This window comes from Candidatus Poriferisodalis multihospitum (assembly GCF_028283155.1).
Taxonomy (GTDB): Bacteria; Actinomycetota; Acidimicrobiia; order Acidimicrobiales; family Poriferisodalaceae; genus Poriferisodalis; species Poriferisodalis multihospitum.
Genome location: NZ_JAPYOK010000040.1, coordinates 28,166 through 54,359, shown reverse-complemented (window position 1 = coordinate 54,359; position 26,194 = coordinate 28,166). Strand labels below are relative to the sequence as shown.

Annotated in this window: 28 protein-coding genes and 1 pseudogene; 25 read left to right on the top strand and 4 right to left on the bottom strand. The window is 67.1% G+C overall.

The window, feature by feature from the left end; all coding sequences use genetic code 11:
- The first annotated feature begins 18 nt into the window (after positions 1-18).
- From VI480_RS03435 to hemL, 8 genes are all read left to right on the top strand, one after another.
- Positions 19-495 carry a YbjN domain-containing protein gene (locus tag VI480_RS03435; protein ID WP_323671417.1) on the top strand — a complete coding sequence of 159 codons (477 nt, stop codon included), beginning with the start codon at positions 19-21 and terminating at the stop codon, positions 493-495.
- Positions 496-656: 161 nt separating this feature from the next.
- Positions 657-1,448, top strand: a complete 792-nt coding sequence (gene proC, locus VI480_RS03430) for a pyrroline-5-carboxylate reductase (RefSeq protein WP_323671416.1) — start codon at positions 657-659, stop codon at positions 1,446-1,448.
- Between the two features lie 99 nt (positions 1,449-1,547).
- Positions 1,548-2,372: an SAM-dependent chlorinase/fluorinase gene (locus VI480_RS03425; RefSeq protein ID WP_323671415.1), complete on the top strand. Its 825-nt coding sequence runs from the start codon at positions 1,548-1,550 to the stop codon at positions 2,370-2,372.
- A 207-nt stretch (positions 2,373-2,579) separates the two neighbouring features.
- Complete coding sequence (locus VI480_RS03420) at positions 2,580-3,839, top strand: glutamyl-tRNA reductase (protein WP_323671414.1); 1,260 nt, start codon at positions 2,580-2,582, stop codon at positions 3,837-3,839.
- A gap of 11 nt (positions 3,840-3,850) precedes the next feature.
- Complete coding sequence (gene hemC, locus VI480_RS03415) at positions 3,851-4,765, top strand: hydroxymethylbilane synthase (protein ID WP_323671413.1); 915 nt, start codon at positions 3,851-3,853, stop codon at positions 4,763-4,765.
- Entirely contained in the window at positions 4,758-5,525 is a 768-nt protein-coding gene (locus VI480_RS03410) for a uroporphyrinogen-III synthase (protein ID WP_323671412.1), read from the top strand. Before hemC ends, VI480_RS03410 begins: the two co-directional genes overlap by 8 nt.
- Before the next feature lie 158 nt (positions 5,526-5,683).
- Positions 5,684-6,061, top strand: coding sequence for a clan AA aspartic protease (locus VI480_RS03405; RefSeq protein ID WP_323671411.1), 378 nt, complete (start codon positions 5,684-5,686; stop codon positions 6,059-6,061).
- A gap of 102 nt (positions 6,062-6,163) precedes the next feature.
- On the top strand, positions 6,164-7,450 hold the full coding sequence (gene hemL, locus VI480_RS03400) for a glutamate-1-semialdehyde 2,1-aminomutase (RefSeq protein WP_323671410.1): 1,287 nt from the start codon (positions 6,164-6,166) through the stop codon (positions 7,448-7,450).
- Positions 7,451-7,511: 61 nt separating this feature from the next.
- Here hemL and VI480_RS15545 read toward each other — a convergent pair whose 3' ends face one another.
- From VI480_RS15545 to VI480_RS03385, 4 genes are all read right to left on the bottom strand, one after another.
- Positions 7,512-7,697 (bottom strand): type II toxin-antitoxin system HicA family toxin, encoded by a 186-nt coding sequence (locus tag VI480_RS15545; RefSeq protein WP_416246628.1) that lies wholly within the window; start codon positions 7,695-7,697, stop codon positions 7,512-7,514.
- On the bottom strand, positions 7,694-7,885 hold the full coding sequence (locus VI480_RS03395; protein ID WP_323671409.1) for a hypothetical protein: 192 nt from the start codon (positions 7,883-7,885) through the stop codon (positions 7,694-7,696). Before VI480_RS03395 ends, VI480_RS15545 begins: the two co-directional genes overlap by 4 nt.
- A 121-nt stretch (positions 7,886-8,006) precedes the next feature.
- Complete coding sequence (locus tag VI480_RS03390; protein WP_323671408.1) at positions 8,007-9,272, bottom strand: geranylgeranyl reductase family protein; 1,266 nt, start codon at positions 9,270-9,272, stop codon at positions 8,007-8,009.
- 9 nt (positions 9,273-9,281) lie between these two features.
- Positions 9,282-10,061 carry a c-type cytochrome gene (locus VI480_RS03385; protein ID WP_323671407.1) on the bottom strand — a complete coding sequence of 260 codons (780 nt, stop codon included), beginning with the start codon at positions 10,059-10,061 and terminating at the stop codon, positions 9,282-9,284.
- A 307-nt stretch (positions 10,062-10,368) separates the two neighbouring features.
- Here VI480_RS03385 and VI480_RS03380 point away from each other — a divergent pair, with 307 nt between their 5' ends.
- The 17 genes and pseudogenes from VI480_RS03380 (at position 10,369) to VI480_RS03300 (ending at position 26,157) form a co-directional block, all read left to right on the top strand.
- On the top strand, positions 10,369-10,803 hold the full coding sequence (locus VI480_RS03380) for a hypothetical protein (protein WP_323671406.1): 435 nt from the start codon (positions 10,369-10,371) through the stop codon (positions 10,801-10,803).
- A gap of 11 nt (positions 10,804-10,814) precedes the next feature.
- Entirely contained in the window at positions 10,815-11,231 is a 417-nt protein-coding gene (locus VI480_RS03375; RefSeq protein ID WP_323671405.1) for a 4Fe-4S dicluster domain-containing protein, read from the top strand.
- A gap of 147 nt (positions 11,232-11,378) precedes the next feature.
- A complete protein-coding gene (gene extP, locus VI480_RS03370) occupies positions 11,379-12,095 on the top strand; it encodes a selenite/tellurite reduction operon b-type cytochrome ExtP (RefSeq protein ID WP_416246634.1) in 717 nt (238 codons plus the stop codon).
- A 27-nt stretch (positions 12,096-12,122) separates the two neighbouring features.
- Positions 12,123-12,890, top strand: a complete 768-nt coding sequence (locus tag VI480_RS03365; RefSeq protein WP_323671403.1) for a menaquinol-cytochrome c reductase cytochrome b subunit — start codon at positions 12,123-12,125, stop codon at positions 12,888-12,890.
- A 12-nt stretch (positions 12,891-12,902) separates the two neighbouring features.
- Positions 12,903-13,790, top strand: a complete 888-nt coding sequence (locus VI480_RS03360; protein ID WP_323671402.1) for a ubiquinol-cytochrome c reductase iron-sulfur subunit — start codon at positions 12,903-12,905, stop codon at positions 13,788-13,790.
- A gap of 10 nt (positions 13,791-13,800) precedes the next feature.
- On the top strand, positions 13,801-15,048 hold the full coding sequence (locus tag VI480_RS03355; RefSeq protein WP_323671401.1) for a c-type cytochrome: 1,248 nt from the start codon (positions 13,801-13,803) through the stop codon (positions 15,046-15,048).
- Positions 15,045-15,941, top strand: coding sequence for a hypothetical protein (locus VI480_RS03350; RefSeq protein ID WP_323671400.1), 897 nt, complete (start codon positions 15,045-15,047; stop codon positions 15,939-15,941). Before VI480_RS03355 ends, VI480_RS03350 begins: the two co-directional genes overlap by 4 nt.
- Positions 15,942-16,010: 69 nt before the next feature.
- A complete protein-coding gene (locus tag VI480_RS03345; protein WP_323671399.1) occupies positions 16,011-16,523 on the top strand; it encodes an NADH-quinone oxidoreductase subunit A in 513 nt (170 codons plus the stop codon).
- Positions 16,523-17,062: pseudogene (locus tag VI480_RS03340) on the top strand (NADH-quinone oxidoreductase subunit B); the annotation flags it as partial. The gene VI480_RS03345 and the pseudogene VI480_RS03340, both read left to right, overlap by 1 nt.
- A 50-nt stretch (positions 17,063-17,112) precedes the next feature.
- Entirely contained in the window at positions 17,113-17,643 is a 531-nt protein-coding gene (locus tag VI480_RS03335; RefSeq protein WP_323671397.1) for an NADH-quinone oxidoreductase subunit C, read from the top strand.
- Positions 17,640-18,929 (top strand): NADH-quinone oxidoreductase subunit D, encoded by a 1,290-nt coding sequence (locus tag VI480_RS03330; protein WP_323671396.1) that lies wholly within the window; start codon positions 17,640-17,642, stop codon positions 18,927-18,929. Before VI480_RS03335 ends, VI480_RS03330 begins: the two co-directional genes overlap by 4 nt.
- Complete coding sequence (gene nuoE / locus VI480_RS03325) at positions 18,926-19,558, top strand: NADH-quinone oxidoreductase subunit NuoE (RefSeq protein WP_323671395.1); 633 nt, start codon at positions 18,926-18,928, stop codon at positions 19,556-19,558. Before VI480_RS03330 ends, nuoE begins: the two co-directional genes overlap by 4 nt.
- 73 nt (positions 19,559-19,631) lie before the next feature.
- Positions 19,632-21,098, top strand: coding sequence for an NADH-quinone oxidoreductase subunit NuoF (gene nuoF, locus VI480_RS03320; RefSeq protein ID WP_323671394.1), 1,467 nt, complete (start codon positions 19,632-19,634; stop codon positions 21,096-21,098).
- Positions 21,091-23,580 (top strand): NADH-quinone oxidoreductase subunit NuoG, encoded by a 2,490-nt coding sequence (gene nuoG, locus VI480_RS03315; protein ID WP_323671393.1) that lies wholly within the window; start codon positions 21,091-21,093, stop codon positions 23,578-23,580. Before nuoF ends, nuoG begins: the two co-directional genes overlap by 8 nt.
- Positions 23,577-24,854, top strand: a complete 1,278-nt coding sequence (gene nuoH / locus VI480_RS03310; protein WP_323671392.1) for an NADH-quinone oxidoreductase subunit NuoH — start codon at positions 23,577-23,579, stop codon at positions 24,852-24,854. The genes nuoG and nuoH overlap by 4 nt, the downstream gene beginning before the upstream one ends.
- Positions 24,854-25,537, top strand: coding sequence for an NADH-quinone oxidoreductase subunit NuoI (gene nuoI / locus VI480_RS03305; RefSeq protein ID WP_323671391.1), 684 nt, complete (start codon positions 24,854-24,856; stop codon positions 25,535-25,537). The genes nuoH and nuoI overlap by 1 nt, the downstream gene beginning before the upstream one ends.
- The gene (locus VI480_RS03300; protein WP_323671390.1) at positions 25,537-26,157 is read left to right on the top strand and encodes an NADH-quinone oxidoreductase subunit J; all 621 of its coding nucleotides are present in this window, start codon (positions 25,537-25,539) and stop codon (positions 26,155-26,157) included. The genes nuoI and VI480_RS03300 overlap by 1 nt, the downstream gene beginning before the upstream one ends.
- Positions 26,158-26,194: the final 37 nt, after the last annotated feature.

The window sequence follows — 26,194 nt, the reverse complement described above, 5'->3', positions numbered from 1 at the left end:
GCTCACCACAAGCGCCCCATGACCCGCCGGCCGGCTACCGACGCCGAGCTCGACCGGCTCGAGGGCCGCATGGACGACTGGCTCGCGGACTGGGCCCGCTCACAGGCCGACGGCGGTCCCGACGAACGCCCGATGCTGCTCGACGTGACCCGTGACCCCGAGGTGCCGCGGCGCTGGTATGTGCGTCTGGCCGGGGAGTCGCGAGATGTCATCGCTATCTGGTTGACGCTGCGCCAGCGCACGCTGGCCTACGAGTCCTACGTCCTCCCGACGCCACAGCATCGGGCGGAGGTGGTGGCCGACTTCGTCCTGCGCCGCAACTATTCACTGGTGGGCGCTCAATACGGCGTCGGCCCCGAGGATGCCGTGTATCTGACGGGGGAGCTGCCCACCCACTGCGTCGACGAAGACGAGCTGGACCGGATCGTCGGGTCGCTGTGGGCGTACATCGAGCGTGATTTCACGACGCTGATCCGCCTCGGTTTCCAGCAGTAACCCGCGAAAATCATTTGACGCCTTTCATTGATTTCTGATTGATTTGGTTCTTGCCGGGGCACTCGCCGGCAGGCCGCAGGGAAGCGTCCCACTCACCGCGAGTGCCCCGGCACCGCCATTGGCTAGGCAGTGGTCCCGATGCGGTCCGGTACCGTGACCGCATGGCGGACAAGGTCGAACTGCTGATCGTCGGCGGCGGCAAGATGGGCGAAGCATTGCTGGGCGGATTGCTCGCAGCCGGCCGCAGTGCCGAGAGCATCTGCGTTGCTGAGCCGATTGTCGCGCGCCGTGATGAGTTGGCCGACCGTTACGGCATCGCTGTGTCCGGTGACGTTGCGGCCTCTGCCGGCGCCATCCTCGCCACCAAGCCCGACGTCATCCCGACCGTTGCCGCCGCAGTCACGGCCGCTGGCACCGACCGCATCCTCTCGATCGCCGCCGGGGTCACGCTCCCGACGCTGGACGTCGCTGCCGGCACCGGCGTTCCGATCGTGCGTGCCATGCCGAACACACCCGCACTGGTGTCCGAGGGTGCGGCGGCGATCTGCGGCAACGACCGAGCCACCGAAGATGACCTCGGATGGGCCGAAGAGATCCTTGGTGCAGTGGGCCGGGTTGTGCGCGTCCCTGAGCACCTGATGGATGCGGTGACCGGCCTGTCGGGATCGGGACCGGCGTATGTCTTCCTGGTGGCCGAGGCGATGATCGAGGCGGGCGTGCTCATGGGCCTGGGACGACCGGTGGCGGTGGAATTGGCCAACCAGACTCTGCTGGGTGCCGCGACTCTGCTGGCTGAGGGACGTTCGCCGGCCGATCTGCGTGCCGACGTGACGTCGCCGGGCGGCACGACGGCGGCTGGCCTCCGGGAGCTGGAGCGCCACGGCGTGCGCGCCGCATTCGCTGCGGCCGTCGAAGCAGCCACGCGCCGCTCCGTCGAACTCGGCTCAGCGTGATCGAGCGCCCGTGGCCCGAGCGGCTCGTGACCCCGTATCCAATCGAGACTGGGAACAAGAGCGGGAGATAAGGGTGTCACCGCGAGACGCTCTGCAACCATGACGGGTTTTGACACGGTCACGTGCTTGAGCGATCTGGGCACCGCAGACGAGTCGGTGGGCGTCATTCACTCGATCGTGCGACAGGCCGCTCCCCATGCCGCCGTGATCGACCTGTGCCACGACATCGATCCAGGAGATACGCGCACAGCGGCCTTGATGCTGGCGCGCAGCGTGCCGCACCTAGCGCCAGGCGTAGTGCTCGCATCGGTGGGAAGACGTTTGGACAGGTCCGCCATCGCGGTCTCGGTCGGTGACGGCCAGTCGATGCTGGTCGGCCCCGACAGCGGTGTGCTGGCGGCTGCCACCGCGGCGGTCGGTGGCGCAGACATCGCAGTACGCATCGAGACCGCCGGCTGCGGTGGTCCCCAATCCGTGCTTCACCCGGCGCGCGATGTGCTCGCGCCCGCAGCCGGTCTGCTGGCGGCCGGAGCGCCGATTGAAACGTTGGGTGCGCCGATCGACCCCTCGCTGCTGTTGCCGTCGCTCGTTGCGGTGCCCCGCGTCGAAGACGACGGTTCGGTGATCGCGGAAGTGTTGTCGGTGACGCGCTGGGGCACGGTGCAGCTCAACGTCGACCGCGAGACGCTGGCAGCCCGCGGCGATCTCCTGGTCATGGAATGGACAGCAGGCGCGAGTGCGTCACAGCCCGCGGCAGCGAATTCGCAGTCGGTCCGGCTGGCGCCTGCGGGGTCGACGGACACAGGCAGCCTCGCCCTGTGCGACGATCCCTTCGGCTTGCTCGAGTTGACGATCGCCGGCGGGAGCGTCGCTCATCTGGGCTTCGCAGTGGGTACCGAGATCCGGCTACGCGCCGCGACATGAGAGGGTGAAATGAGACCTCGAACAGCGCTCGTGCTGGCCGCGCTCGCTGCGGTCATCCTGCTCGCCGCAACCATCCAGCTGCTCGTGGCGCTCGACTGATCGCTCTGTCACTTCATTTGCTGCGCGATCTTCTGTCGAACGCGTGGCAACGGGGTGCCGGATCGGCGAGACTGTGCGGGCCGCATTTCCGAACCCTGGGTAGTCCTCGTGTCCATCGTTGTCATGGGCGTGAGCCATCGCAGCGCACCGCTTGAGCTATTGGAGCGCTGCACGGTTGCCGCCGCCGACGTGCCGAAACGACTTGCTGATCTCGCGTCGTGCGCGAACGTCAGCGAGGCCGTGGTCGTGTCCACGTGCAACCGCACCGAGGCGTACGTCGTAGCCGAGAAATTCCATGCGGCGTTCGGCGAGATGCGCGATTTCTTCTGCACGCTGTCGGGTGCAGCGCCCGCCGAGCTGTCCGACCATCTCTACGTCCACTACGACGACGACGCGGCGCGGCACCTGTTCCGTGTGGCCAGCGGCCTGGAATCCGCCGTGGTCGGGGAGCACGAGATATTGGGCCAAGTCCGCACCGCATGGGACACGGCACGAACCGAGGGCGCAACGGGCGCAGTCCTGAATCATCTCTTCCGACACAGCGTCAGTGCCGGCAAGCGCGCACGCACCGAGACTGGCATCGCACGGGGGACTGCTTCGATCAGCCACGCGGCAGTGAGCATGGCCAAGAACCACCTCGGCACCTTGGAGGATGCTCAGGTGCTCGTCGTGGGCGCCGGCGAAATGGCCGAGGGCATGATCGTCGCGCTCGCGGCAGCTGGTCCTGCAGCAGTGCAGGTAGCCAACCGCACGCCTTCGCACGCCGAAGCCTTGGCAGCTCGGGTCGGAGGCCGCCACCTGCCGCTCGGAAGCCTGGAAGATGCGTTGGTCGAGGTTGATCTGCTGCTGACGTCCACCGGTGCCAGTTCGGTGATCGTCGATCACGCCAGCGTCGGAGCGATCATTGAGCGACGCGCCGGTCGCCCGCTGCTGATCGTGGACATTGCCGTGCCGCGAGATGTCGACCCGGCTGTAGCTCGCCTTCCCGGCGTCACCCTCCTCGACATGGATGACCTGTCGCGATTTGCTGAGGTCGGTCAGGCTGGCCGGCAAGCGGAGGTGGCGGCGGTCGAATCGATCTTGGCTGACGAGACGGAGCGTTTCTCCGCCGACCGCACCGCCCGGGAGATGGCCCCGCTCATCGAATCGCTGCGCGGCAAGGCCGAAGCAGTGCGCCAATCCGAGCTCGAACGCGCATTGGCGGCCCACCCCGATCTCGACGACGACGCACGCGAGGCGCTCGAGCGCGCGACCGCCGCGCTCGTCAACAAGCTGATGCACGAGCCCACCGTGGCGTTGAGGTCCGCGGCGGGCAAGGCCAAGGGCGACCGGCTCGCAGACTCAGTGCGCGACCTGTTCGATCTGTAGATCTTGATCGCGTGAGGATCGCGACACGATCGAGCCCGCTGGCAACCTGGCAGGCGCGCGCTGTCGCAACTGCGCTGGAAGCAGCCGGATCCGCCCAGGGTGACGTCGAGCTCGTGCCCGTTCGCACCACCGGCGATCTCGACCTGTCCACGCCGATTTCGGAAATGTCCGGCAGGGGCGTGTTCGTGACCGAGGTGCAAGCGGCAGTGCTCGATGGGCGCGCCGACATAGCCGTGCACAGCGCCAAGGACATGCGGTCTGAGCCGACCCCGGGTTTGACGCTGGCAGGCTGCCTGGTGCGGGGCGACGCGCGCGACGCACTCGTCGGTCTGGCGCTCGATGAGATTCCCGACGGCGGTGTGGTGGCGACCGGATCACAGCGGCGCCAGTGCCAGCTAGCGGCACTCCGCGGTGATCTGCACTTCACCGGTCTGCGCGGCAACATGGCTCGTCGCATCGCTGCGGCCGCCCAGCCCGACGTCGACGCCGTGATCGTGGCGGCGGCGGCGCTCGAGCGTCTCGGCGAATCCCACCGGATCGCCCAGCGATTCAGCCCCGACGAGATCGTGCCTCAGGCCGGGCAGGGCGCGATCGCGATTGAGCATCGCAATGACGACGCTGACATTGCAGCTGCCGCCGGCGCGATCATCGACAAGGTGACGACACGGTGCGTTCACGCCGAGCGCGCGTTCTTGCGAACGCTGGGAGGCGGCTGCGACCTGCCCACGGGCGCCCATGCCACCGTCGATGCCGACGGACGCCTGAGCATGACAGCGATGCTTGCCGCGCCCGACCATGGCGGCATCGAGCGCGCGGCTCGCAGCGATGCCGACGGCGAGTTGCTGGGCACGGCATTGGCACATGAGCTGATGGCCCGAACCGGCACCGACGCAGCGACGTGGGCCAGCCGGGCTGACGATGTCTGAGAGCCAGTTCAGCGAGCTCGCCGACCGCACCGTCGTCGTCACGAGGGCCTCGCACCAGGCCAGCCCGCTGGCGACGGCACTACGCGAATGCGGGGCTACGGTGATTGTGGCACCCGCGATTGCGGTGGTGCCCCCGCTCGACGGCGGTCAACCGCTCGACGATGCCCTGCTGCGGCTGGAACAATACAGCTGGGTCGCATTCACCTCTTCCAATGCGGTGGCAGCCACGTTCGCTCGTGCAGACCGGCGCGGCGTTCGCCGTCGCTTCGCACGCATCCGCACTGCCGCCGTCGGTCCTACGACGGCAGCCCGCGTCGAGGCCGAGATCAACCGCCCGGTCACGCTGGTGCCGGAACGACACGATGCTGCTGGGCTTGCCGAGGCCTTTCCCGAACCCGACGGGAAGGACTGGTGCTTCGTGCCCCAGTCGGCACAGGCCCGACCGGAACTGGTTGATGGGCTGCGTGCCCGAGGCTGGAACGTCGATGCCGTGAGCGCGTACCGCATCGTGACGCCCACGCTGTCCGATCATCTGGTCACCGATGTGTCCGGCGCAGATGCCGTGGTATTCGCCTCACCCTCTGCCGTGCGGGGCCATCTGTCGCAGATCGGCGGCGACGCGGTCACCGGTCAAGTGGTCTGCATCGGTAGCACGACAGCAGCTGCGTGTGCCGAAGCCGATCTGCCCGTGGCGGCAGTCGCTGCGCGTCCCACCGATGATGGTCTCCTAGAGGCCGTCGCGGCGGCGTTGCGCGACTGATGCATGGCAGGCAGGCGCGCAGGGTTCGAGGCGTAGCTTCGCGGCGCGACACTGGTGCCATGTCGAACACCTCAAAAAACCCTGCAAGCCCCAGCGAGACTGACCGCCGTCCTGGCCGGCTGGTCGGGTTCCGTCCTGCCAACCGAAGGAGACTTCCTGTGGGAGCAACACATGTCAACGTCATCGTCAGGAATCCGGCTGATCCCGATCGGACGTGGGAGAGCGAGTTCCTCGTCGATACGGGAGCGATCGACTCGTTGGTGCCGCGCCAGCATCTGGAGGCCATCGGCATCGCGCCGGTGGGTCGTCGCGTCTACGAACTTGCTGACGGCACATCTCGGCCCTATGACCACGGCCTTGCCCGGATCGAATTCATGGACGAGATAGTCGCGGGCAGGGTTGTCTTCGCTGAAGACGACACTGAACCGCTGCTCGGGCTCACCGCCTTGGAGTCGGCTGGCATCGAAGTGGACCCGCGCAACGAGCGGCTGAAGCGGCTGTCAGCAGTACGGCTGAAGTCGCTCACACCGGTCTGAGCCAAGGGCGTCGCGACACTCCGTGTCCGATGCTCGGCCCAATTCGGCGTCCAGTTTTCGGCCGGTAACTGCTCGCAGGGGCGTGGCCTACGCTGCGAGGCCGTGACCGAGCCGCGTTCGACGAACGCCGACCTGTTCGAGGCTGCTCGACGTGTGATTCCCGGCGGCGTGAATTCGCCGGTGCGAGCGTTCGGGTCGGTCGACGGGACGCCGTACTTCGTGGCACGGGCCGAGGGCCCGTACGTTTTCGATGTCGAGGGGCGCCGGTATCTGGACTTCGTGCAGTCCTACGGGGCGATCATCTTGGGACATGCCCATCCGGCGGTCACCGAAGCGATCACCGCGGCTGCAGCCGACGGCACGTCGTACGGCGCACCAACCGAGCGGGAGATCCAGTTGGCGAGCCTGATCGCCGCGGCTGCGCCCGGCGTGGAGCAGGTGCGCCTCGTCAACAGCGGCACGGAGGCCGCGATGACAGCCGTACGCCTAGCTCGTGGATACACCGGACGGCAACGCATAGTGAAGTTCGCCGGCTGCTACCACGGCCACACCGATGCGCTGCTGGCAGCTGGCGGCAGCGGTGTTGCCACTCTTGGCTTGTCCGGGTCGGCCGGAGTCCCGCCGAGTGCGGTTGCCGACACGGTCGTGGTGCCGTACAACGAGGTGCCTGAACTGGACGATCAGGTAGCGGCTGTGATCGTGGAGCCCGTGGCGGCGAACATGGGCTTGGTGCCGCCGGTGCCAAGCTTCCTGGCGGGCTTGCGCCAAGCATGCACCGAGGCGGGCGCCCTGCTGATCTTTGACGAGGTCATCACCGGCTTCCGTCTGGGTCCGGGCGGCGCGGCCGAGCGGTACGGCGTCACGCCTGACATCTCCTGCTTCGGCAAGGTCATCGGTGGCGGCCTGCCCATCGGCGCCCTCGGCGCTGGCTCCGAGATCATGGAGACGCTGGCACCGAACGGTCCCGTGTACCAAGCCGGGACGCTGTCGGGCAACCCGCTCGCGACAGCGGCAGGGCTTGCTGTGCTGGAGCAGCTCACGCCGGCCGCCTATGCGGAGCTGGAGTCGCGTGCCGGTCAGTTCGCCAACGGCTTGCGTGACGTGCTGACACGTTCAGGTTTCGACGCCGCCGTCGTCCAAGTTGGCACGCTCGTGGGCCTGTACTGCGGCCCGGCTGCCGAGCCTGGTTGGGCCCCGGTTGACTACGACGATGCCCGTACTACCGATGAGCAGGCCTACGCCCGCCTGCATGCCGAGCTGTTGAAGCGCGGCGTGGCATTCGCGCCCGGCGCCTACGAGGCGATCTTCGTCAGCCTCGCCCACTCGCCCGACATCATCGACGAAGCCCTCGTTCAGATCGCCGCCGCGGCAAGCACCCGCAGCGGTTGATCGACGCGGGATGGGAGCACATCGAGACCATCCGCATCCCGGTTGCGTAGAAATTCAGGGGTCAATCATTTGGCAGGCTGAGTTGCTTGATGATGCGTCTCGCGAGTTGTTCTTTGATCTCGTTGTGGCGTGGAACCGCCTGATACACGCCGGTTTCGGGGTTTCGATACCAGTCATGCTTCGAACCATGTCCAACCAAGACGGAACCTGTCGAGCGGATTCGCCTGACGAGCTCAGTTCGCTTCACGCCAGCGTGAGATCAGCGACGTGACGCACGCCAGGCAACTCACCGCTCGTCAGATCCGCGTGCAGATCGCGCAGGTGCTCCTCGAGGTCCTCCAAGGTCTCGCCTTGGGTCCAGTAGTCGGGGAATTCCTCGAGGTAGCCGAGCCACCACTCGCCGTCTTGCCAGTAGACGATTTTCGTCGTTTGCACGCTCACGTCTCCCTGCGGGCTGTCTGAACCGAACATACCGCCCGGGAAGGCCATCTACCGATGCGGATTCAAATTCCGCGGTGGTCTGCAAACTGGCTGAACCGAATTGATCAGAACTCCGTCAGGTGCGGTCGCGCCAGAGCCGTGCCATCCCGGCAGCCGCCCGGTAGATGCCGCGGGGGCCGCGCGGGCTGGCTCTGCCCTGCAGCAGATCTGTCGAGACGCGCATGGCCAGGTTCCCCATGCGGGGGGAGCGGATCGCGAGCTGTGTCAGCTTCCTCATCAGCCCGGGCCGGCCCAGCGCGCGGGTCGTCAATCGACCGAGATGGTGGTATCGCTCCCAGCGCTCGGCCAGCACAGCCTCGTAGCGCCGCAGCTCGAGTCCGTCGTCGGCGTCGAGCGCCCGCCCGATGACCTCGGCTGCAAGCCGGCCAGTTGCCAGTGCCGGGCCGACGCCATCGCCGTTCCAGGGATTGACACTGCCTGCTGCGTCGCCGACCACCACCCAATTCGGTCCCGAGCGTGGGCGAACCGATCCTCCCATCGGCAATCGGCCGCCTGCCGGTTCGCTGCGAGGACCGGCAGGATCGATCTCCCAGTGAGCAGGGATCTGCTGAGTCCACTGTTCAAAGAGGTGCTCCAGGGATATGGCCTCGTTCCCGTAGTGATGGCTGAGCAGGCCCACTCCCACATTGGCCGTGCCATCACCAACCGGAAACACCCAGCCATAGCCCGGCAGCTGGCTCCCGGCGCGATCGGCCAACGCAAAGACCGACTCGATCCACGGCTCGGTGTGACGCGGGGTGGGGTAGTAGGCGCGCATCGCCAGTCCCTGCGCATAGGTCCGGGTGCGCACGGTGCCGAGCGCCCGGCCGAAGTTCGAACGCGGACCGTCGGCGATCACGATGTAACGGGCGCGCGCAACCACGTTGTCGTGCAGCGCTCCGCTGCCGCCCTGAGCGATGCAGCCACGCAGGTGACCATCGGTGATCAGCGGAGCTGTGACCTCTGTGCCAATGAGCACGCGCGCCCCCGCCGACTGTGCTCGGGCGAATGTCAGCGCGTCGATGCGTGACCGGCGCACCACCACGCCATAGCCAGGCCACCTCTCCCCCTGGGGCCACGACACCTCGAGGCTCTGCCCATGGGCGGTGATCCGCAGACCGTGATGGCGGTGCCAGCGTGCAGTGCCGGGGTCACAGCCCATGTCGATGAGCTCGCCCACAGCAATCGGTGTGAGTGCGTCGCCGCAAACACGTTCGCGCGGATGGGTCGAGCGCTCGATGAGCAGCACATCTCGTCCCGCCTGTGCGAGCCAGTACGCGGCAGCGCTACCCGCTGGCCCGCCACCGACGACGAGCACATCGCAATCGAGTGTCTCACTCAAGGCATGGCGCTAATGGCCGCCGCCACCCCCGCCGCCGGTGAGGGCGCCGCCGCCGAGATGCTCCCACTCGGCATCGCGCTCGGCTGCCACTTCGTCGCTGATCGCTTCACCGCCGATCACCTCGCGCACATATCGCGCGACCGAATAGAGCTGATGCTCATTGAGCACATCGCCGAACGCGGGCATAGCCGCGGCGTTATCGCTGCCGCCGGAGATGTGTGCGCCGCCGGGCCGGTTGGGATCGCCGTAGACCTGCCCGAGCCCGAGGCCTTCCGAGCCCACCGAGATCCACTCGATGAACGAGTCGTCCAGGCTCGGGAACGTCAGCAGTACCTCGCCGTTCCACAGCGGGCGTCCCACCAAGCCTCCATCGGAGCCAGAACCGTCACCGCCGTGACAGCTTGAGCACCGCACCGCGTAGGTGGTCGCTCCCTCGTTGACAGCGGTGATCGGCTCGGGGGGCGGCTCGGTCAGCTTCACGTACACAAACGCCCACAGCGGCAGGCAGAACAGCACGGGCAGCACCCAGATCGGAATCCGATGTCGCGTCTGGGCCGCGATCACCCATGACGGATCGGGCGGAGCTTCAGGTTCGACTTCGAGCTGTGCCGCCTCACGCGCGGCAGCAATCATCTCGGCTTGGGTCGGCCCAGCGGCCGCTGCTGCTCCGGCTGCGGGTGCCGCCGCGCCCGCATCACCGCCGCCACCGCTGCCGTCGTCTTCGAGGACCCCCAGCGCGATGCGACGCTGTCGCGAACGCTCCAGCAGGTACTCGGGAACTTCGGTCACGGGATCCTCCGCGGGGTCGCCCCCAGGGGTTCTGGCACAGCGGCAGTGCCAAGTTCGCAGGGCACGATACGCGCCCGAACGCACCGAGGCGCAAGTCTGCCATGCAGCCACGCCGATGGCGCAGCAAGAAGCTGAGCCCCGATTGTGGCGAGTGCTGACGGTCGTGCTAGAACATCACGCGCCATGGCCGGGGCGCCGGTAATCTTTGCCCCGGTCTCGCTGCGGCTGACGCACTCGATGCACTATCGATTGGGCCAGTTCGCAGCAGTCCTGACACGCCGACGGGAGAACGCGGGAGGAACACCGAGTGGTTGCACTCGTCACATCGATCCTCGTCACCGCGCTGATGGTCTACCTGCTGGTGTGGTACGGCAAGCGCCGCCCGACCGACCGCCCCACTACCTGGGGCGAAGCCATGCTCGGGGCCGCCTACGTCTTCATGCTGATGCTGCTGGTATTCGGCATCGTGCCCGACCGCTGGATCCGCCTGACCGACAACGAGTGGGGCTGGTCGGTGGAGCGCTTCTTGGTCACCGAAGGCCAGTTCATGGAGTCGCCGATCCTGTTCCCGCCGACGCGCATCGACCTCAAGAAGGTCAGCGACATCGTGGTCGTCATCGAGCACCTGATCGCGTTCATCGGATTGCCGGTGCTGGCGATGTGGTGGCAGAAGCGCGACAAGGCCCAACCCGCCGCCGAGCCGATCTCCGACTACGGCCGTCCACTGGTCAAAGGCAACTGAGGGCAAGACGAATGGCTGCGAACGATGCGAACCCGCCGATGCCCAAGTTCCGGGATGACTACCTGCTGCAGCAGGTCGACGCCTCATACCTCGATGCGGCCGTCAAGCCCAAGCAGTTCATCAACATCGACCAGTCCGAGTGCATTCAGTGCGAGGGCTGCGTGGACATCTGTCCGTGGAAGTGCATCTGGTACGTGTCCACCGAGGCGGTCGACGAGGCCGTCGGTGTGGATCTGCCGGGGCTGGATCCCACCGACAACGCCATTTTCATCATCGACGACGACGTGTGCACCCGCTGCGCACTGTGCGTCGACCGCTGCCCGACCGGCGTGATCACGCTGGGGCGGGTCAGCAACAACCCTCCGCCGTCGGGCGACGTCCACGGCCGCACCCACACCCACGGTTACGCCTACGGGATGCGCCTGTAGGCCGGCGGGAATGCCCGTCCTGCTGAGACTGCGAAGGACCCGGTCCACCTAGATCGAAGAGATATGGCGAACACGCTCGAGTCCCCCGATACCAAGCCGAAGCTGCCGCAGCGTCTCCAGAACGCGCAGCAGCAGGCGGCCGATTGGATGCAGGACAGCCAGTTCTGGACGTCGATCTTCCGGCCCGGGTCGATCTTCCGCAAGGGCTACACCGACAGCCCCCGGAACCGGTCCTACGTCATCATGAACAGCGTCCTGTACCACCTTCACCCGGTGAAGGTGAAGCGGCACGCCGTGAAGGTGAGCTACACGCTGTGCCTGGGCGGTCTGAGCTTCTTCCTGTTCATCCTGCTGACGATCACGGGCATCTTCCTGATGTTCTTCTACCGGCCGACCGACACGGCGGCTTGGGCAGACATCGAGAGCCTCCACACGCAGGTGGCGTTCGGTCTGCTCGTGCGCAACATGCACCGATGGGCTGCGCACCTCATGGTGATCACGGTGTTCCTGCACATGGCCCGCGTCTTCTATCACGGTGCTTACAAGGCACCGCGAGAGTTCAATTGGGTCGTCGGCGTCATGCTGCTGCAGCTCACCTTGCTGCTCGCCTTCACCGGCTACCTGCTGCCGTGGGATCAGCTCGCGCTGTGGGCGGTCACGGTGGGCACGAACATGATGGGCTTCACGCCGGTATTCGGCGAACAAGTCCGGTTCGTCCTACTAGGCGGCCAACAGATCGGAGCCGAGACGTTATTGCGCTGGTACGTGCTGCACGTCTTGATGCTCCCCTTTGTCATCGTCATCTTCATGGCGATCCACTTCTGGAGAGTGAGAAAGGACGGAGGCATTTCGGGGCCGCTGTAGGAAGCCTGAACGTCCCGAACCATCAGCATGACTGAGATCCCCGAACACCTCCTGCGCCGCAGCGCCGAAGCCAGGGCCCGCGCAACTGGCGCGCCCGCGCCGGGCGAGGGCGAGGCGCCGGCTGCCGCGCAGCCCGACGACGATGACGGTGTCACGATCCCTCGCTCCTTGCTGGAAGCCAGCCAGCAGCCCGGCGGCGCACCCGCAGTTGCCGGTATGGCTCAGGCCGGCGGTCCCGCTGCTGCGGGCGGGGGCGTGGCCACCGCTCTGCCGCCGCTGATGGCAGGGCCCGCAGGCAACACTCACCGGCTGCTGACGGTCGTCAAGTCGGGCTCGATCCAGGATGTCAAGGCCAGCCCGGGCGACAAGGTCCACGTCTGGCCGCACTTGCTGGCCGCCGAATTCACCGCTGCACTGTTCATCACGGCCTTCACGCTGGTCTTCTCGCTGTTCATCAACGCACCGCTGCTCGAGCTCGCCAACCACAACGAGACGCCCAACCCGTCCAAGGCGCCGTGGTACTTCCTGGGCCTGCAGGAACTGCTGACGATGTTCGACCCGATGATCGCCGGCGTGACCATCCCCGGCGTTGCGCTCATACTGCTGGCCTTCGCCCCCTATGTCGACAAGAACCCCTCTCTGCGTCCCGAAGACCGCAAGTTCGCCATCTCGGTCCAGACGATCCACCTCATGTTCTGGGCGGTGCTGGTGATCATCGGCTCGTTCTTCCGGGGGCAGGGCTTCAACTTCACCTACCCGTGGGACACCGGTCTGCACGGCATCTTCCACCTGTAGGAGCACGTCGGCATGTCCACCGGAACCATTCTCGCGATTGCCATCCCGGTCATCGTCGTGCTGGGTGCCGTGGTCGCGTTCGTCTCCTTGCGCCGCCGGGACGCCACCGGCCTGGGGCACCTGTCACGCGAGACCCGCCGCCGGGACGAGCTGGCGGCCAGTGCCGGCGACGACGCCGCTGCCAGCGACGACGCCGGCGCGTTCGGTGTCAGCGCCGAGGCACAGGAGCTGGAACGCGCCGTGGCCGCCGAGCGTCGCCCGTCGCCTGTCGCGATCGCAGAGCCCGAGCTGCCGCAGGACTGGGCACCGCCGCCGTCTGACGAGGTGGGTGTCACCCGTCGGCAGTTCCTGAACCGGTCCTCGGTGTTGCTGATGGCGACCGGTCTGGGCACGTTCAATGCGGCCATGCTCGCCTTCCTGTGGCCGCGCCCGACCGGCGGATTCGGCTCGAAGATCAAGATCGGTACGGTCGCATCGGTTGACGAGGCGATCTCGTCGTCCACTCCGGCCGAGAACTTCTCGTACTTCTCCGAGGCGCAGAGCTACATCCAGCCCTACCCCACCGATTCCGCGACGCTGTCCAACGCCGAGGCGGTGTACGGCGGTGCGGTGCTCGAGGGCATGCGGCTGGGCTATGTCGCGCTGTGGCAGGTCTGCCCGCACCTGGGCTGCAAGGTGCCGGTGTGCGGCAGCTCGCAGTGGTTCGAGTGCCCGTGCCACGGCTCGAAGTACAACCGCGTCGGCGAGAAGAAGTCCGGGCCGGCACCCCGTGGCATGGACCGCTTCCCGGTGACCATCGAGGGCGGCAACGTCTTCGTCGACACCGGCAAGGTGTCGCAGGGACCGGCGATCGGCACTGACAGCACGGGCCAGGGCCTCGAGGGGCCTCACTGTGCCTGAGGTCAGTCACATGCTGGCCGTCAGCACGGAGCGTTCGATCGCGATCGTGCTCCTAGCGGTCGTCGTGGTGGGCTGGGCGATCTACGTCTTCGTCAACATCCGCCAGGCGAAGTCCGAGGCCGGCAGCGAGATCGAGTTGGCGCCCAACCGCGGCAACCTGCCCGACGACGAGGAACTCGAGGGCCGCAGGCTGGAAAAGGTCCAAGCCTTCGGTGTGTTGATGCTGCTGATCATGGCGCTCGTCCTGCCCGTCTACTGGATGCTCGAAGGCGGGCGCCGTTCAGGCGCGGAGACGTCGTTCTCCGAAGCGGCCGTGAGTCGCGGTGAGGCTGTCGCAACCGCTGCGGAGTGTTTCGACTGCCACGGCGCTGATCTCGGCGGCGCGCGCTTCGCACCGGTGGTGCTTGACATCGGCCACCAGTTCTCCGACAAGGAATCGTTCATCATCAACACGACGTGGGAGGCACCGTCTCTCGACGACGTGTTCACGCGTTTCGACACCGATGCCGAGACCCTCGACGAGGTCACCGAGGTGCGGCAGATCCTGGTGTATGGCCGAGGCGTGATGCCGGCGTGGGGCCTCGACGGCGGCGGTCCGTACAACGACCAGCAGATCGATGACCTCGTGGCGTGGCTGTGGGCCAACCGGATCGGCGCAGACCAAGACGCAGCAGATGCCGCGGACGACGAGGTCCTCCGCGAGATCGTCGCGTCCGCAGTAGGAGACGACGAAGTCGCCCAAATCTTGGTGGACGAAGCAGCAGATGCCTTGGACGACGATCCGCTCAACGAGGAGGCCCACGCTCGGGCCACGGCCCGGTTCGAGGCTGCCCGAGCGTCGGACGTGTACGCGGGAGCGTCGGACGGGAAGATCTTGTTCGATCTGCATTGCGCCCGGTGCCACACGCCGCGCTGGCCGGGCCGCGGCACCGCGCAGCTGCCCAATAACGGCGGAACGGTGGAGGTGCTTCCCGGACCCGACGGCGCCGGCCGCTACGGACCGGCGCTCAACAGCGTGAGCCTTGCGCGGCTGTTCCCCGACATCGAAGATCACATCAAGTTCGTCGCGGATGGTGCTGCGGACAATGTGGCGTACGGTCAGTTCGCACGCCTCGGCAACTATGGCATGCCCGGCTTCAAGCGGGTGCTGACCGAAGACGACATCCGGAAGATCGTCGAGTACGAACGAAGCCTTGACCCGCAGCGCCAGGCCGCGATCGGCTTTGATCGGCTGCACGAAGCGGGAGACGACGAATGACCGCCTCGCACCTGCTCGGCATCGTCAGCTGGGATCCGGTTCTCACCGGATACTTGGCGGTCATCATCGGCATCGCCGTGCTGTGCGGATCGGTGTACCTGCTGCTGGCCACCAACCTCGGGGTCCGTCTTGGCTTCCTGGTCGCGTGGACCGGGCTGTGGGGCTGGATGCTGTTGATGTCCATCGTGTGGTGGGTGTTCGGCATCGGATGGATCGGCAGCCAGCCCGGATGGAACGTGCTGCAGGTGACCTCCAAACCCGAAACGGTGCTGGTGGACGAAGTGCAGCAGCTCGAGGGCGTGCCCGTCGATCAGTCGCCCTCGGGCTGGATTGAGATCGTTGTCAAGGAGAAGTCGGACGAGGACGCCGAGGAGATCGTCGATCCCGAGATCGTCCAAGCCCAGGCGTTTGCGGCTGACGCCCGGTCCGCGGCCGACGGGCATGTCGTCTGCGACGATGCCGACCCGCGCCGGTTGCTGGCAGTGAACTCGTGTCTGTTCTCGGCTGCGGATCAATACAAGACCTACCGGGTGCTGATCCGGGGCGGCGAGCGGTACCGGCCGTTGAGCATTCCCGACAACGCCGTCACGCAGTACTTCCTGCCGAGCAGGGGCAGGCCGCACTATGCCGTCGTGCAGATCCAGCCGTACCTGCCGAGGGTCGAGATCGATCCGAACGTGTTCGGCGACGACGGGAAGATCGTGGTGCCTGATCCGCAGATCGACGAGAACGAGCCGGTGTATTCGGTTGTGCTGGTGCGTGACCACGGCAGCGTGCGGCTCCGCCCGGCACTGCTCACGATCTTCTCAGCCTTGCTGTTCGGCTTGGGCTGCTACCACCTGCATCGACGGGATCAGGCGATCTGGGCGGTGCGCGAAGCTGCGGGCCAGTGAACAGTTGCCGATTCTTGGGCCAGACTGGGGCCGGCATCTGATTACCGACGCGCCGAGGGGGTCCAGCGCATGAACAGCGGCTTGGCGGAATACCTGCCGGTGTTGGTTCTCGGCGTGCTAGCTGTGCTGTTCGTGCTGGTGAGCATCATCGCCTCGCGGCTGCTGGCACCCCAGCGCAGCACGAATGCCAAGCTGGCGTCGTACGAATGCGGCATCGTCGACCAGGCCGCCATTCCCGAGCGATTCCCGGTGCGCTTCTACCTCGTGGCGATGCTCTTCATCATGTTCGACATCGAGATCGTCTTCCTGTACCCGTGGGCGGTCGCGAACGGCCAGCTCGGCCTCTTCGGATTCATGGCGATGCTGATCTTCGTCGTGATCTTCTTCCTGTCGTTCGTTTACGAGCTGGCGATGGGCGGGCTGGAGTGGGGCCCGCGCAAGCGCCGCGTCCTCCCGCTGCCGCCAACCGGCCGCAGCGGAGTCCAGGGCGTGCGCACGGTCGGGCTGACAGGGCGTGAGCAGATTCCCGCCGCCGCCTGGAGCGGCGCACAGCAACCCAGCAGCGGTACGGCGGCAGGCTGATGGCAGGCATCGACGACCTCAAGTCGCGGCTCGGCATCGACGACGGTCTCGCCGGGCTCGGTCACAACGTCTTCACCGCACCGGTGGAGGAACTGGTGAAGTGGGCACGTCGGCGCAGCCTGATGCCGGCCACCTTCGGGCTCGCCTGCTGCGCCATCGAGATGATGGCGACGGGCACGGCCCACTACGACCTGGCCCGCTTCGGCATGGAGACGTTCCGCGCATCGCCTCGCCAAGCCGATCTGATGATCGTTGCGGGCCGCGTCAGCCAGAAGATGGCACCCGTGCTGCGCCAGATCTACGACCAGATGATGGAGCCCAAGTGGGTGCTGTCGATGGGTGTGTGCGCGTCCAGCGGCGGCATGTTCAACAACTACGCCATCGTGCAGGGCGTCGACCAAGTTGTTCCGGTCGACATGTACGCACCCGGTTGCCCGCCGGGGCCCGAGACGCTGCTGCATGCGATCCTTGCCCTGCACGAGAAGATCCGTACCGGCGAGCTGACCCAGCGTCGGGCCGAGCGCGGCGGCGGCGCTGCGGTGGACCTGGCGGCACATGGTGTGCCGCGATCGGGCACGGCGGCGCGCTGATGGCAGACGAGGGCGTAGCAGCCGACGACGCCGCGCCAGCGACAGAGATCGCTGAGCCGCCGACCATGTTCGGCGTGCCGTGCACTGACGAGCGTGGCCAGCAGGTGCTGCATCCCAGCCGCGACGAGTACCTCGACGTGCTCGGCATGGCCGCCGCCGATGGCTACGAGCTGTGTGTTGACGTGTGTGCGGTGGACGGCCTCACGAATCGCACTCGCGCCGTAGCGCCCGGCATCGAGCCGGAACGCTTCGAAGTGGTGGTGAACCTGCTGGATCTCCGTGGCCGGCGCCGGCTGCGCATCCGCACCCAAGTACCGGCCGACGATCCGCAGGTGCCCTCCGCGGTGGGCCTGTACCCGGGCGCCGAGGCACCCGAGCGGGAGGCGGCCGACCTGTTCGGCATCAGCTTCAGCGAACACCCCGATCCGAGCCGCATTCTCATGCCGCCCGACTGGGAAGGCCATCCGCTGCGCAAGGACTACGCCATCGGTGCCATCCCGGTGCAGTTCAAGGCGGTGGAAGGCAGATGAGCACCGTAACGGCCGCTGCCATCCGCCGACCGACAGACGCCGTGCTGCGAATCTCCGAAGAGGCTGCACTAGATGCCGCTGTTGTCGAAGATGACGTGGAGGCCGTGACAGCAGAGCCTGGCGACGGGCCGATGCTCATCAACATGGGCCCGCAACACCCATCCACCCACGGCGTGCTGCGCATAGCGATGGAGCTCCAAGGCGAGACGGTGCTGCGTTCCAAGCCGATCATCGGCTACCTGCACACCGGGATGGAGAAGACGGCGGAGGATCTCACGTTCCTGCAGGGGCCGACGAACGTCACCCGCATGGACTACGCCTCGCCGCTGTTCACGGAGCTGGTGTTCTGCCTCGCGGTCGAGGATCTTTTGGGAACGGAGATCCCGCCGCGAGCCACGTGGATCCGCATGCTGATGTGCGAGCTGAACCGGATGAGCTCCCACCTGCTGTTTCTCGCGACCAACGGCATGGATCTCGGCGCAGTCGGGATGATGCTCTACGGGTGGAAGGAACGCGAGGAGATCCTGCGGTTCTTCGAGAGCGTCACCGGCTTGCGGATGAACCACAACTACATCCGCCCCGGCGGCGTGGCAGCCGACCTGCCCGACGGTTGGCAGGACGACGTGGAGCGCATCTTGACAGTGCTGCCCGACCGGCTCGAGCAGTTCGACACGTTGATGACCGGTCAGCCGATCTGGCGAGACCGCACCCAAGGCGTCGGCGTCATCACCGCCGACGAGGCCATCGCCATGTCGGCGACGGGGCCGCTGCTGCGCAGTACAGGCGAGGCGTGGGACCTGCGCCGCACCATGCCGTACCTGGCCTACGACGAGGTCGACTTCGACGTCGTAGTAGGCGCCTACGGCGACACGTTCGACCGGTACTCCATCCGCCTGAACGAGATCCGCGAGTCGATGCGCATCGTGGAGCAGTGCTTGGACAAGATGCCGAAGGGTCCCTACCGCACCGAGGATCGCAAGGTCACGCCGCCTCCGCGGGCTCGCATCGACGAGTCGATGGAAGCGCTGATCCACCACTTCAAGATCTTCACCGAGGGCTTTCGGGTGCCGCCCGGAGAGACGTACGTGGCGGTCGAGTCGCCCCGGGGCGAGCTGGGCTGCTACCTGGTCTCCGACGGCGGGCCGAAGCCGCAGCGGGTGCACATTCGCGCGCCCTCGTTCGTGAACCTGCAAAGCCTGCCTCATCTGATGTACGGAGGCCTGCTGGCCGACGCCATCGCCATCATCTCCTCCGTCGACCCGATCATGGGCGAGGTCGATAGATGACTTTCTTTACCGAGGAGAACCGCACGCTGGCGCACGAGATCATCGGCCGCTACCCGAAGCGTCGGTCGGCGATGATCCCGCTGTTGCATGTAGCACAGGCACAGGCCGGTTGGGTCACTGAAGAGGCCATGGTGGAGATCGCCGAGCTCGTCGACACCACGCCTGCCGAGGTGCTCGGCACCTGTTCGTTCTACGAGATGTTCAAGCGGGAGCCCGTCGGCAAGTTCCTCGTGAACATCTGCGCCACCATGTCGTGCGCGCTGGCGGGCGCCGCCGAGCTCATGGAGCACGCCGAGGAGCGTCTGGGCGTGCGGGCCGGGGGCACCACCCCCGACGGCTTGTTCACGCTGGCGTCAGCGGAGTGCCAGGCCGCCTGCACCGAGGCGCCCTGCCTGCAGGTCAACTACCGCTACCGCTATCGGGTTGACGCCGATGGGTTCGACCAGCTCGTTGACGACCTCGCTGCGGGCGCTCTCGACGACGAGATCCCGCCGCACGGGGTCACCGCTCGCGTTCGCCAGCGCATCCCGGCCGGCCGAGCAGTCGGCGCCGTGCCTCCCGAAGCGGTCGCCGAAGAGCCCGTGTGGCTGGCCGTTGCAGACGGGGTATCCAGTGGAGGGGCCTCATGAAGGGGGTTGACCGCCGCCGCGTTGGCGGCCGCTCCACGTCCGACGGCGACATGCTCAGCGGAAGGCTCAGCTGATGGCGTCGTACACGATTCCCCACGCGCCTGGTTTCGTAGCCAACGACGCGCCCCGCATCGTCACCGAGCGATTCGACCATCCCGACAGCTACACGCTCGAGCGCTACCTGGCCACCGGCGGCTACGAGGGATTGCGTGCCGCCTTGGGGCGCACACCCGATGACGTCCACGGCGAGGTACGCAGCGCGACCCTGCTCGGGCGCGGCGGCGCCGGTTTCCCCGCCGGGGTGAAGTGGGGCTTCTGCCCGCCTGGTGTGTGGCCTCGCTACCTCGTAGTGAACGGCGACGAATCCGAGCCCGGCACCTACAAGGACCGACTGCTGATGGAGCTCGACCCGCATCAGCTCATCGAGGGGTGCCTCATCGCTTGCTACGCAGTCGGGCTGTCGCAGTGCTTCCTGTACATCCGAGGCGAGATGGCCGTCGCGCAGGAACGGGTGGCACAGGCCCTCAACGAGGCCTACGAGGCCGGCTGGGTGGGCCGCAACATCTGCGGCACCGACTTCTCGGTCGACATCGTGCTGCACTGGGGCGCCGGCGCCTACGTGGTGGGCGAGGAGACGGCGCTCATCGAGAGCCTGGAGGGCAACCGCGGCATGCCGCGGCTCAAGCCTCCCTACTTCCCGGCCGCCATCGGTCTGTACGGCCAGCCGACCATCGTCAACAACGTGGAGACGCTGGCAAACCTGCCGTGGATCATGCGCAATGGCGCTGCGGCATTCACGGCCATCGGCACGCCCACCTCGCCGGGCACGCGCATGATCGCTGTCAGCGGTCACGTTCAGCGCCCCGGCGTGTACGAGATCACCAACGGCACCACCACGTTCCGTGATCTCATCTATGGCGAGGACTACTGCGGAGGCCTGCGTCCCGGCCGGAAGCTGAAGGCGTTCGTGCCCGGCGGCGGCTCAGCCCCGTGGTTCACGCCGGCACAGCTCGACCTTCCCTTCGAGGCCTCCGAAGTGGGCCCGCAGGGCTCGATGCTGGGCTCGGGCGCGGTGATGGTGATGGACGACACCACCGACATCCCCGCCGCGGCGCTGACGTTGACCAAGTTCTACGCGCACGAGTCATGCGGCAAGTGCGTGCCGTGCCGGGAAGGGGCTACCTGGCTGGAGCGAGTGCTGCGGCGCGTGTGCGACGGCACGGGCACGCCACGCGATCTCGAGGTGCTGCTCGAGGTCGGCGCTTCGATCAGCCCGGGAGACTTCCCTCACGCCGCGGTTCCCGAACGAGGCCTCGAGGCGAAGCCGTTCCCGTACCAGATGACCACCATCTGTTTCGTAGGTCCCTCGGCATTCGCGCCGCTGCACTCGGCCATGACGTTGTTCCCAGAGGAGTTCGAGGCTCGGGTGGCCCCGAACGCGCATCTCGAGATCGGGCCGTCTCACGGCTCGGCGTCAAGCACTGGCCTGCTTGGCAGCCCAGCATCTGGATCAGTGTCGGAGGTGTCCGTCCGTGTCTGACACAGCGGCTGGGCAGGCGGCGCCGAGCACCGTCGAGGTGACGATCAACGGCGTCGCCGTCGATGCGCAACCGGGCGAACTCGTCATCGCAGCAGCGGAGCGTGCCGGAGTGCACATCCCGCGCTTCTGTTACCACGAGCGGATGAGCTCGGTCGGCATGTGCCGCATGTGCCTCGTCGAGATCGACACCGGCCGCGGGCCTCAACTGCAGGCATCCTGCATGGTCCCGGTCTCGCCGCAGATGGTGGTGGACACCGCCAGCGAGCGCACGCAGCGCGCACAGGAAGGCGTGCTCGAGCTGCTGCTCATCAACCACCCGCTCGACTGCCCGGTCTGCGACAAGGGCGGCGAGTGCCCCCTGCAGGACCAGACCATGGCCTACGGCCCGGGCGAGTCCAGGTTCGTCGAGGAGAAACGGCACTTCGAAAAGCCGATCCCCATCTCCGAGCTGGTGCACCTCGACCGTGAGCGCTGCATCCTGTGCGACCGCTGCACCCGGTTTGCGGATGAGATCGCCGGCGACCCGCTCATCGATTTCACCGAGCGCGGCAACGAGACCCAGGTGCTCACCTTCCCCGGCGAGCCCTTCTCGTCGTACTTCTCGGGCAACACGGTTCAGATCTGCCCTGTCGGTGCGCTCACCGCAGCGCCCTACCGCTTCAAAGCGCGGCCGTGGGATCTCGTCGAGACCGAGTCCACCTGCACGACGTGCTCAGTGGGCTGCCGGATCGCGGTGCAGTCGTCTCGCAACGAGTTGGTGCGCTATCTCGGTGTCGACATCGATCCGGTCAACCATGGCTGGCTGTGCGACAAGGGTCGCTTTGCCTTCGGCTCGGTGGCGAGCCCCAACCGGGTGACGACGCCGCTGCAGGCCCGCGTGCCGTCGGGCACCACCTCGGACCTCTCCGACGATGAGCCGCTGCGACGCTTCCAGCCGACCGACTGGGCGAATGCCCTCGGTGCGGTGGCTGCTGCGATCAGGGCGGCCCGACCCGGCGCGATCGCCGTGCTCGGCGGTGCCCGCGGCACCAACGAGGATGCCTACGCCTGGTCGAAGCTGGCCCGCACAGTGCTGCGTACCGACCACGTGGATGCGCAGCTCAGCGACGGGCTGCCCGCAGAGCTGGCGGTGGGCCTGCCGGCAGCGACGATCGATGAGGCGTGCAGCGCCGACACGACGCTGCTGGTATGCGGCGACCTCCGCGAGGAGCTGCCGGTGCTGCACCTGCGCCTGCGCGGCGCGGCGCGAGCGGGCACCACCCGCTTGGTCGAGATTGCTCCGACCACCACTGGTCTGACGCGAAGCGCAGTTCGCGCCGAGCAGTGCCGAGGCGGCGAGGCAGCATCGGTGCTGCGGAACCTGCTCGACGGCGACGACCCGCTGGCCGGCGAGCTGGCATCTGGCTCGGTCGTCGTGGTGCTGGGCCGGTCGTCGGTGTCGGAGTCGGCCGAGGCGACGGCTGAGGTGGCCTCGGTGATCAGCGCTCGCGTCCCCCACGCCCGCTTCCTGGTCGCCGCACGTCGAGGCAACGTCCGCGGCGCGCTCGACATGGGCTTGGCGCCCGGGATGCTCCCGGGGCGGGCACTGAGCGCCAGCCCGCCGCCGGAGCTTGCGGCGGCGTGGGGCGAGCTGCCTGGCGAACGCGGGCACGACGCCACGGGAATCCTCACCGCAGCCGCCTCCGGCGAGATCGACGTGCTCTTCCTGCTCGGCGCTGATCCCCTGACTGACTTCCCCGACAGCATGCTGGCGCGCCTCGGCGTGTCCGGCGCGGGCACGGTGGTGGCGGTGGACTCGTTCGTGAGCCAATCGGTGGCGGAAGCCGACATCGTGCTGCCTGCCGCCGTTTTCGGAGAGAAATCGGGCACCACAACCAACCTGGAGGGACGCGTCTCGGCCGTTGGCGAGTTGGTGACGGCGCCGGGTTCAGCCCGCCCCGACTGGATGATCGCGGCCGAGCTGGCCGTGCTGTGTGGCCTCGATCTCGGCTTCGTGTCGGTCGAAGAGATCACTGCAGAGATCGCGGCTGTATGCACCACGCATGCTGGGGCGATCGGCCCGGAACTTGCCGCTGACGGGGTGGTGGCGTCGGGAGCGGCCTTCGAGCCCGAGTTCCCGCCCGAACACGTGGCACCGGCGCGAGACGCCTACGGCCTCCGCCTGGTCTGCAGCCGCAAGCTGTACGACGGCGGCGTGACGGTCAGCCAGACGCCGGCATTGGCGTCGCTGGCGGCCGACACGGTGCTGCGCGTGCACCCGGTTGACTTGGAGCGAGTCGGCGTCGAATCGGGCACTGAAGTCGAAGTGCACTCCGACCGCGGTGCGCTGCGCCTGCCGATCGTGGCCGATGCCGGCATTGCCCGCGGCAACGTCGTGGTGCTGTTCCCCTCGCCTCACATCGATGTGGGGGCATTGATCGACGCGACGGCACCGGTCACGGATGTGCGGATCGAGACACGCGGCGGCGAGGCGCCGAGATGACCGGCGACCCGCTGTTCGCGGATGGAGTCGACTGGGGCGACATCGGCATCATGGGCATCAAGGTGCTCGTGGCGTTCGCTGCCCTGCTGCTCGCCACCATGTTCATGATCTGGTTCGAGCGCAAGCTGATCTCGGACATGCAGCACCGCATCGGCCCCAACGTGGCCGGGCCGTGGGGCCTGCTGCAGGCCTTCGCCGACGGCGTCAAGTTCTTCTTCAAGGAAGACCTCCGCCCCGCCAATGCCGACCCCCTCGTGTTCCGGCTGGCGCCCTACATCTCGGCGGTCACAGCGTTCGTCGCCTTCGCGATCGTGCCGATCGGCGGCGTCTTCACCGATACTCCGGGCCGCAGCGGCACGGTCACGCTCTTCGGCAAGGAAACCATCCTGCAGGTGGCCGATCCGCCGGTCGGCATCCTGCTGCTGCTCGCGATGTCGTCGGTCGCTGTCTACGGCGTGATGCTGGCGGGCTGGTCCTCGGGCTCGAAGTACCCGCTCATCGGGTCGGTGCGGGCCTCGGCGCAGGCCATCTCGTATGAAGCCGCGCTGGGCATGTCCGTTGTCGCCGTGGTGATCACCGCAGGCACGCTGTCCACTCACGAGATCGTGAGGGCTCAGGCGGGCGGCGTGGATGAGTGGCTCCTCATCACGACAGGCTTCGTTCCGTTTCTGGTGTTCCTGATCTCTGCCACCGCGGAGTTGAACCGTCCCCCGTTCGATCTCGTCGAAGCCGAGCAGGAACTTGTCGGCGGTTTCCACACGGAGTACTCGTCGATCCGGTTCGCTCTGTTCTTCCTGGCCGAGTTCATGAACGTGATCACGATGTCGGCGATCATGGTGACACTGTTCTTCGGCGGCACGGCCGGGCCGGTGTTCTTCGGCTGGACATGGTTGTGGCCGACCGTGTGGTTCCTGGCCAAGGTGTTCGCCTTCCTGTTCGTCTTCGTCTGGTTCCGTGCCACGCTGCCCCGCCTGCGCTACGACCAGCTGATGTCGCTGGGCTGGAAGGTGCTCATCCCCGTGATGCTGTTCTGGCTGATGTTCTTGGGCCTGCGACAGCTAGTGATTGATCAGGGCTGGAGCCCGCTGCAAGAAGTGGTGGTGGTGCTGGGCGTGAGCGCTGTTGGCCTCGCGCTGGGTTGGACGTTGCTGGCGGCGGCCCTGCGGGCAGCCAAGCGCAACACCGGCATCGAGGACCTTGGCGATCACGATCCTGAGGAGATGATGCCGGCAGGCGCATCGCCAGATGCAGCCGGCCCGGGAGAGGACGGCTGATGGGCTACCTCGACGGCTTCAAGGTCACGTTCGGCAAGCTCTTCGGTGAGCGGATCACCACCGAGTACCCCCAGGAGAAGCGGCCGAAGCCGCCCCGCTTCCATGGGCGTCACGTGCTCAACCGCTACCCCGACGGCATGGAGAAGTGCATCGGGTGCGAGCTGTGCGCGGGTGTCTGCCCGGCCCGGTGCATCTACGTCCGCGGGGCCGACAACCCGCCCGACGACCCGGTGTCGCCGGGGGAGCGCTACGGCTACGTCTACGAGATCAACTACCTGCGCTGCATCCACTGCGACCTGTGCGTGGAAGCCTGCCCGACCGAGGCCATCACCGAGACGAAGGTCTTCGAGTTCAGCTTCCCCACCCGCCGCGACGCCATCTATACCAAGGACGAACTGCTCACCGACGACGACGGCCGTCCACGGCGCCAGCCGTGGGAGCTGTGGCACGACGGCGACGACGAGCACACCTCGGGCTGGATGCGGGCCACCTCGCCGTCAGGCCAGCCCGACTACGAGGGCCGGGTCGGCTGGAGCGGCGAATTGGGTTACGGCGTGCGAGCGCCCGAGCAGGGCCAGCACGCCGACTATGACGGCGGCGAAGACGACCCGCCCGCACCCGGTTGCGAGCCGGCCGACCTCGACGAGCACAGCCACGCGCCTGGCGCAGGAGATCATCTCTGATGGTCGAAGTGGTGGTGTTTGCGGTGGCCGGTGCCGCATGTCTCGTCGGCGCGGTCGGCGTGGTGCTGTCGCGCAATCCGGTGCACGCGGCGCTCATGCTGGTGATGACGCTGTTCGGCATCGCGGTGCTGTTTGTCGCGCTGCAGGCCCACTTCATCGCCGCCGTGCAGGTCATCGTGTACGCCGGCGCCATCGTGGTGCTGTTCCTGTTCGTCATCATGCTGCTGGGTGTGGACCGAGCCGCCGAGCTGTCGCTGGGCGCCTTGCCGGCTCAGCGATGGACCGCGGCCGCGTTCGGCCTCGGCGGTGCCGCGGTGCTGGTCTGGCTGGTCGCCGCGGTCGACCGGATCTTCAAGGGCGCTCATTCGTACGAGCTGGAGAGAGCAGGCATCGTCGTAACCGAAGCCGACGCGCCCGCCACGAGCTACGCAACCGACGTGAGCGCGATCGCCCGGTCGCTGTTCTCCGAATACGTGTATGCGTTCGAGCTGACGTCGCTGCTGCTCATCGTGGCGGTCATCGGCACGGTGATCCTGGCGCGACGCAGTGGTTACAGCGAGCACGGCGGCGAATCAGCGCCTGCCGAGAACGCTCCGGCGTCTCAGGAGGCACGCCAGTGAGCGGCCTCGATGTGACCACCGGCTGGTACCTGACGCT

Coding starts and splice junctions, on each gene's coding strand:
- VI480_RS03425 (WP_323671415.1), top strand. CDS start 1,548: ATGACGGGTTTTGACACGGTCACGTGCTTGAGCGATCTGGGCACCGCA.
- VI480_RS03355 (WP_323671401.1), top strand. CDS start 13,801: ATGCTGGCCGTCAGCACGGAGCGTTCGATCGCGATCGTGCTCCTAGCG.
- VI480_RS03435 (WP_323671417.1), top strand. CDS start 19: ATGACCCGCCGGCCGGCTACCGACGCCGAGCTCGACCGGCTCGAGGGC.
- nuoE (WP_323671395.1), top strand. CDS start 18,926: ATGACTTTCTTTACCGAGGAGAACCGCACGCTGGCGCACGAGATCATC.
- proC (WP_323671416.1), top strand. CDS start 657: ATGGCGGACAAGGTCGAACTGCTGATCGTCGGCGGCGGCAAGATGGGC.
- VI480_RS03365 (WP_323671403.1), top strand. CDS start 12,123: ATGACTGAGATCCCCGAACACCTCCTGCGCCGCAGCGCCGAAGCCAGG.
- nuoH (WP_323671392.1), top strand. CDS start 23,577: ATGACCGGCGACCCGCTGTTCGCGGATGGAGTCGACTGGGGCGACATC.
- VI480_RS03345 (WP_323671399.1), top strand. CDS start 16,011: ATGAACAGCGGCTTGGCGGAATACCTGCCGGTGTTGGTTCTCGGCGTG.
- VI480_RS03360 (WP_323671402.1), top strand. CDS start 12,903: ATGTCCACCGGAACCATTCTCGCGATTGCCATCCCGGTCATCGTCGTG.
- VI480_RS03350 (WP_323671400.1), top strand. CDS start 15,045: ATGACCGCCTCGCACCTGCTCGGCATCGTCAGCTGGGATCCGGTTCTC.
- VI480_RS03330 (WP_323671396.1), top strand. CDS start 17,640: ATGAGCACCGTAACGGCCGCTGCCATCCGCCGACCGACAGACGCCGTG.
- VI480_RS03410 (WP_323671412.1), top strand. CDS start 4,758: ATGTCTGAGAGCCAGTTCAGCGAGCTCGCCGACCGCACCGTCGTCGTC.
- nuoI (WP_323671391.1), top strand. CDS start 24,854: ATGGGCTACCTCGACGGCTTCAAGGTCACGTTCGGCAAGCTCTTCGGT.
- VI480_RS03375 (WP_323671405.1), top strand. CDS start 10,815: ATGGCTGCGAACGATGCGAACCCGCCGATGCCCAAGTTCCGGGATGAC.
- VI480_RS03335 (WP_323671397.1), top strand. CDS start 17,113: ATGGCAGACGAGGGCGTAGCAGCCGACGACGCCGCGCCAGCGACAGAG.
- extP (WP_416246634.1), top strand. CDS start 11,379: ATGCAGGACAGCCAGTTCTGGACGTCGATCTTCCGGCCCGGGTCGATC.
- VI480_RS03300 (WP_323671390.1), top strand. CDS start 25,537: ATGGTCGAAGTGGTGGTGTTTGCGGTGGCCGGTGCCGCATGTCTCGTC.
- nuoF (WP_323671394.1), top strand. CDS start 19,632: ATGGCGTCGTACACGATTCCCCACGCGCCTGGTTTCGTAGCCAACGAC.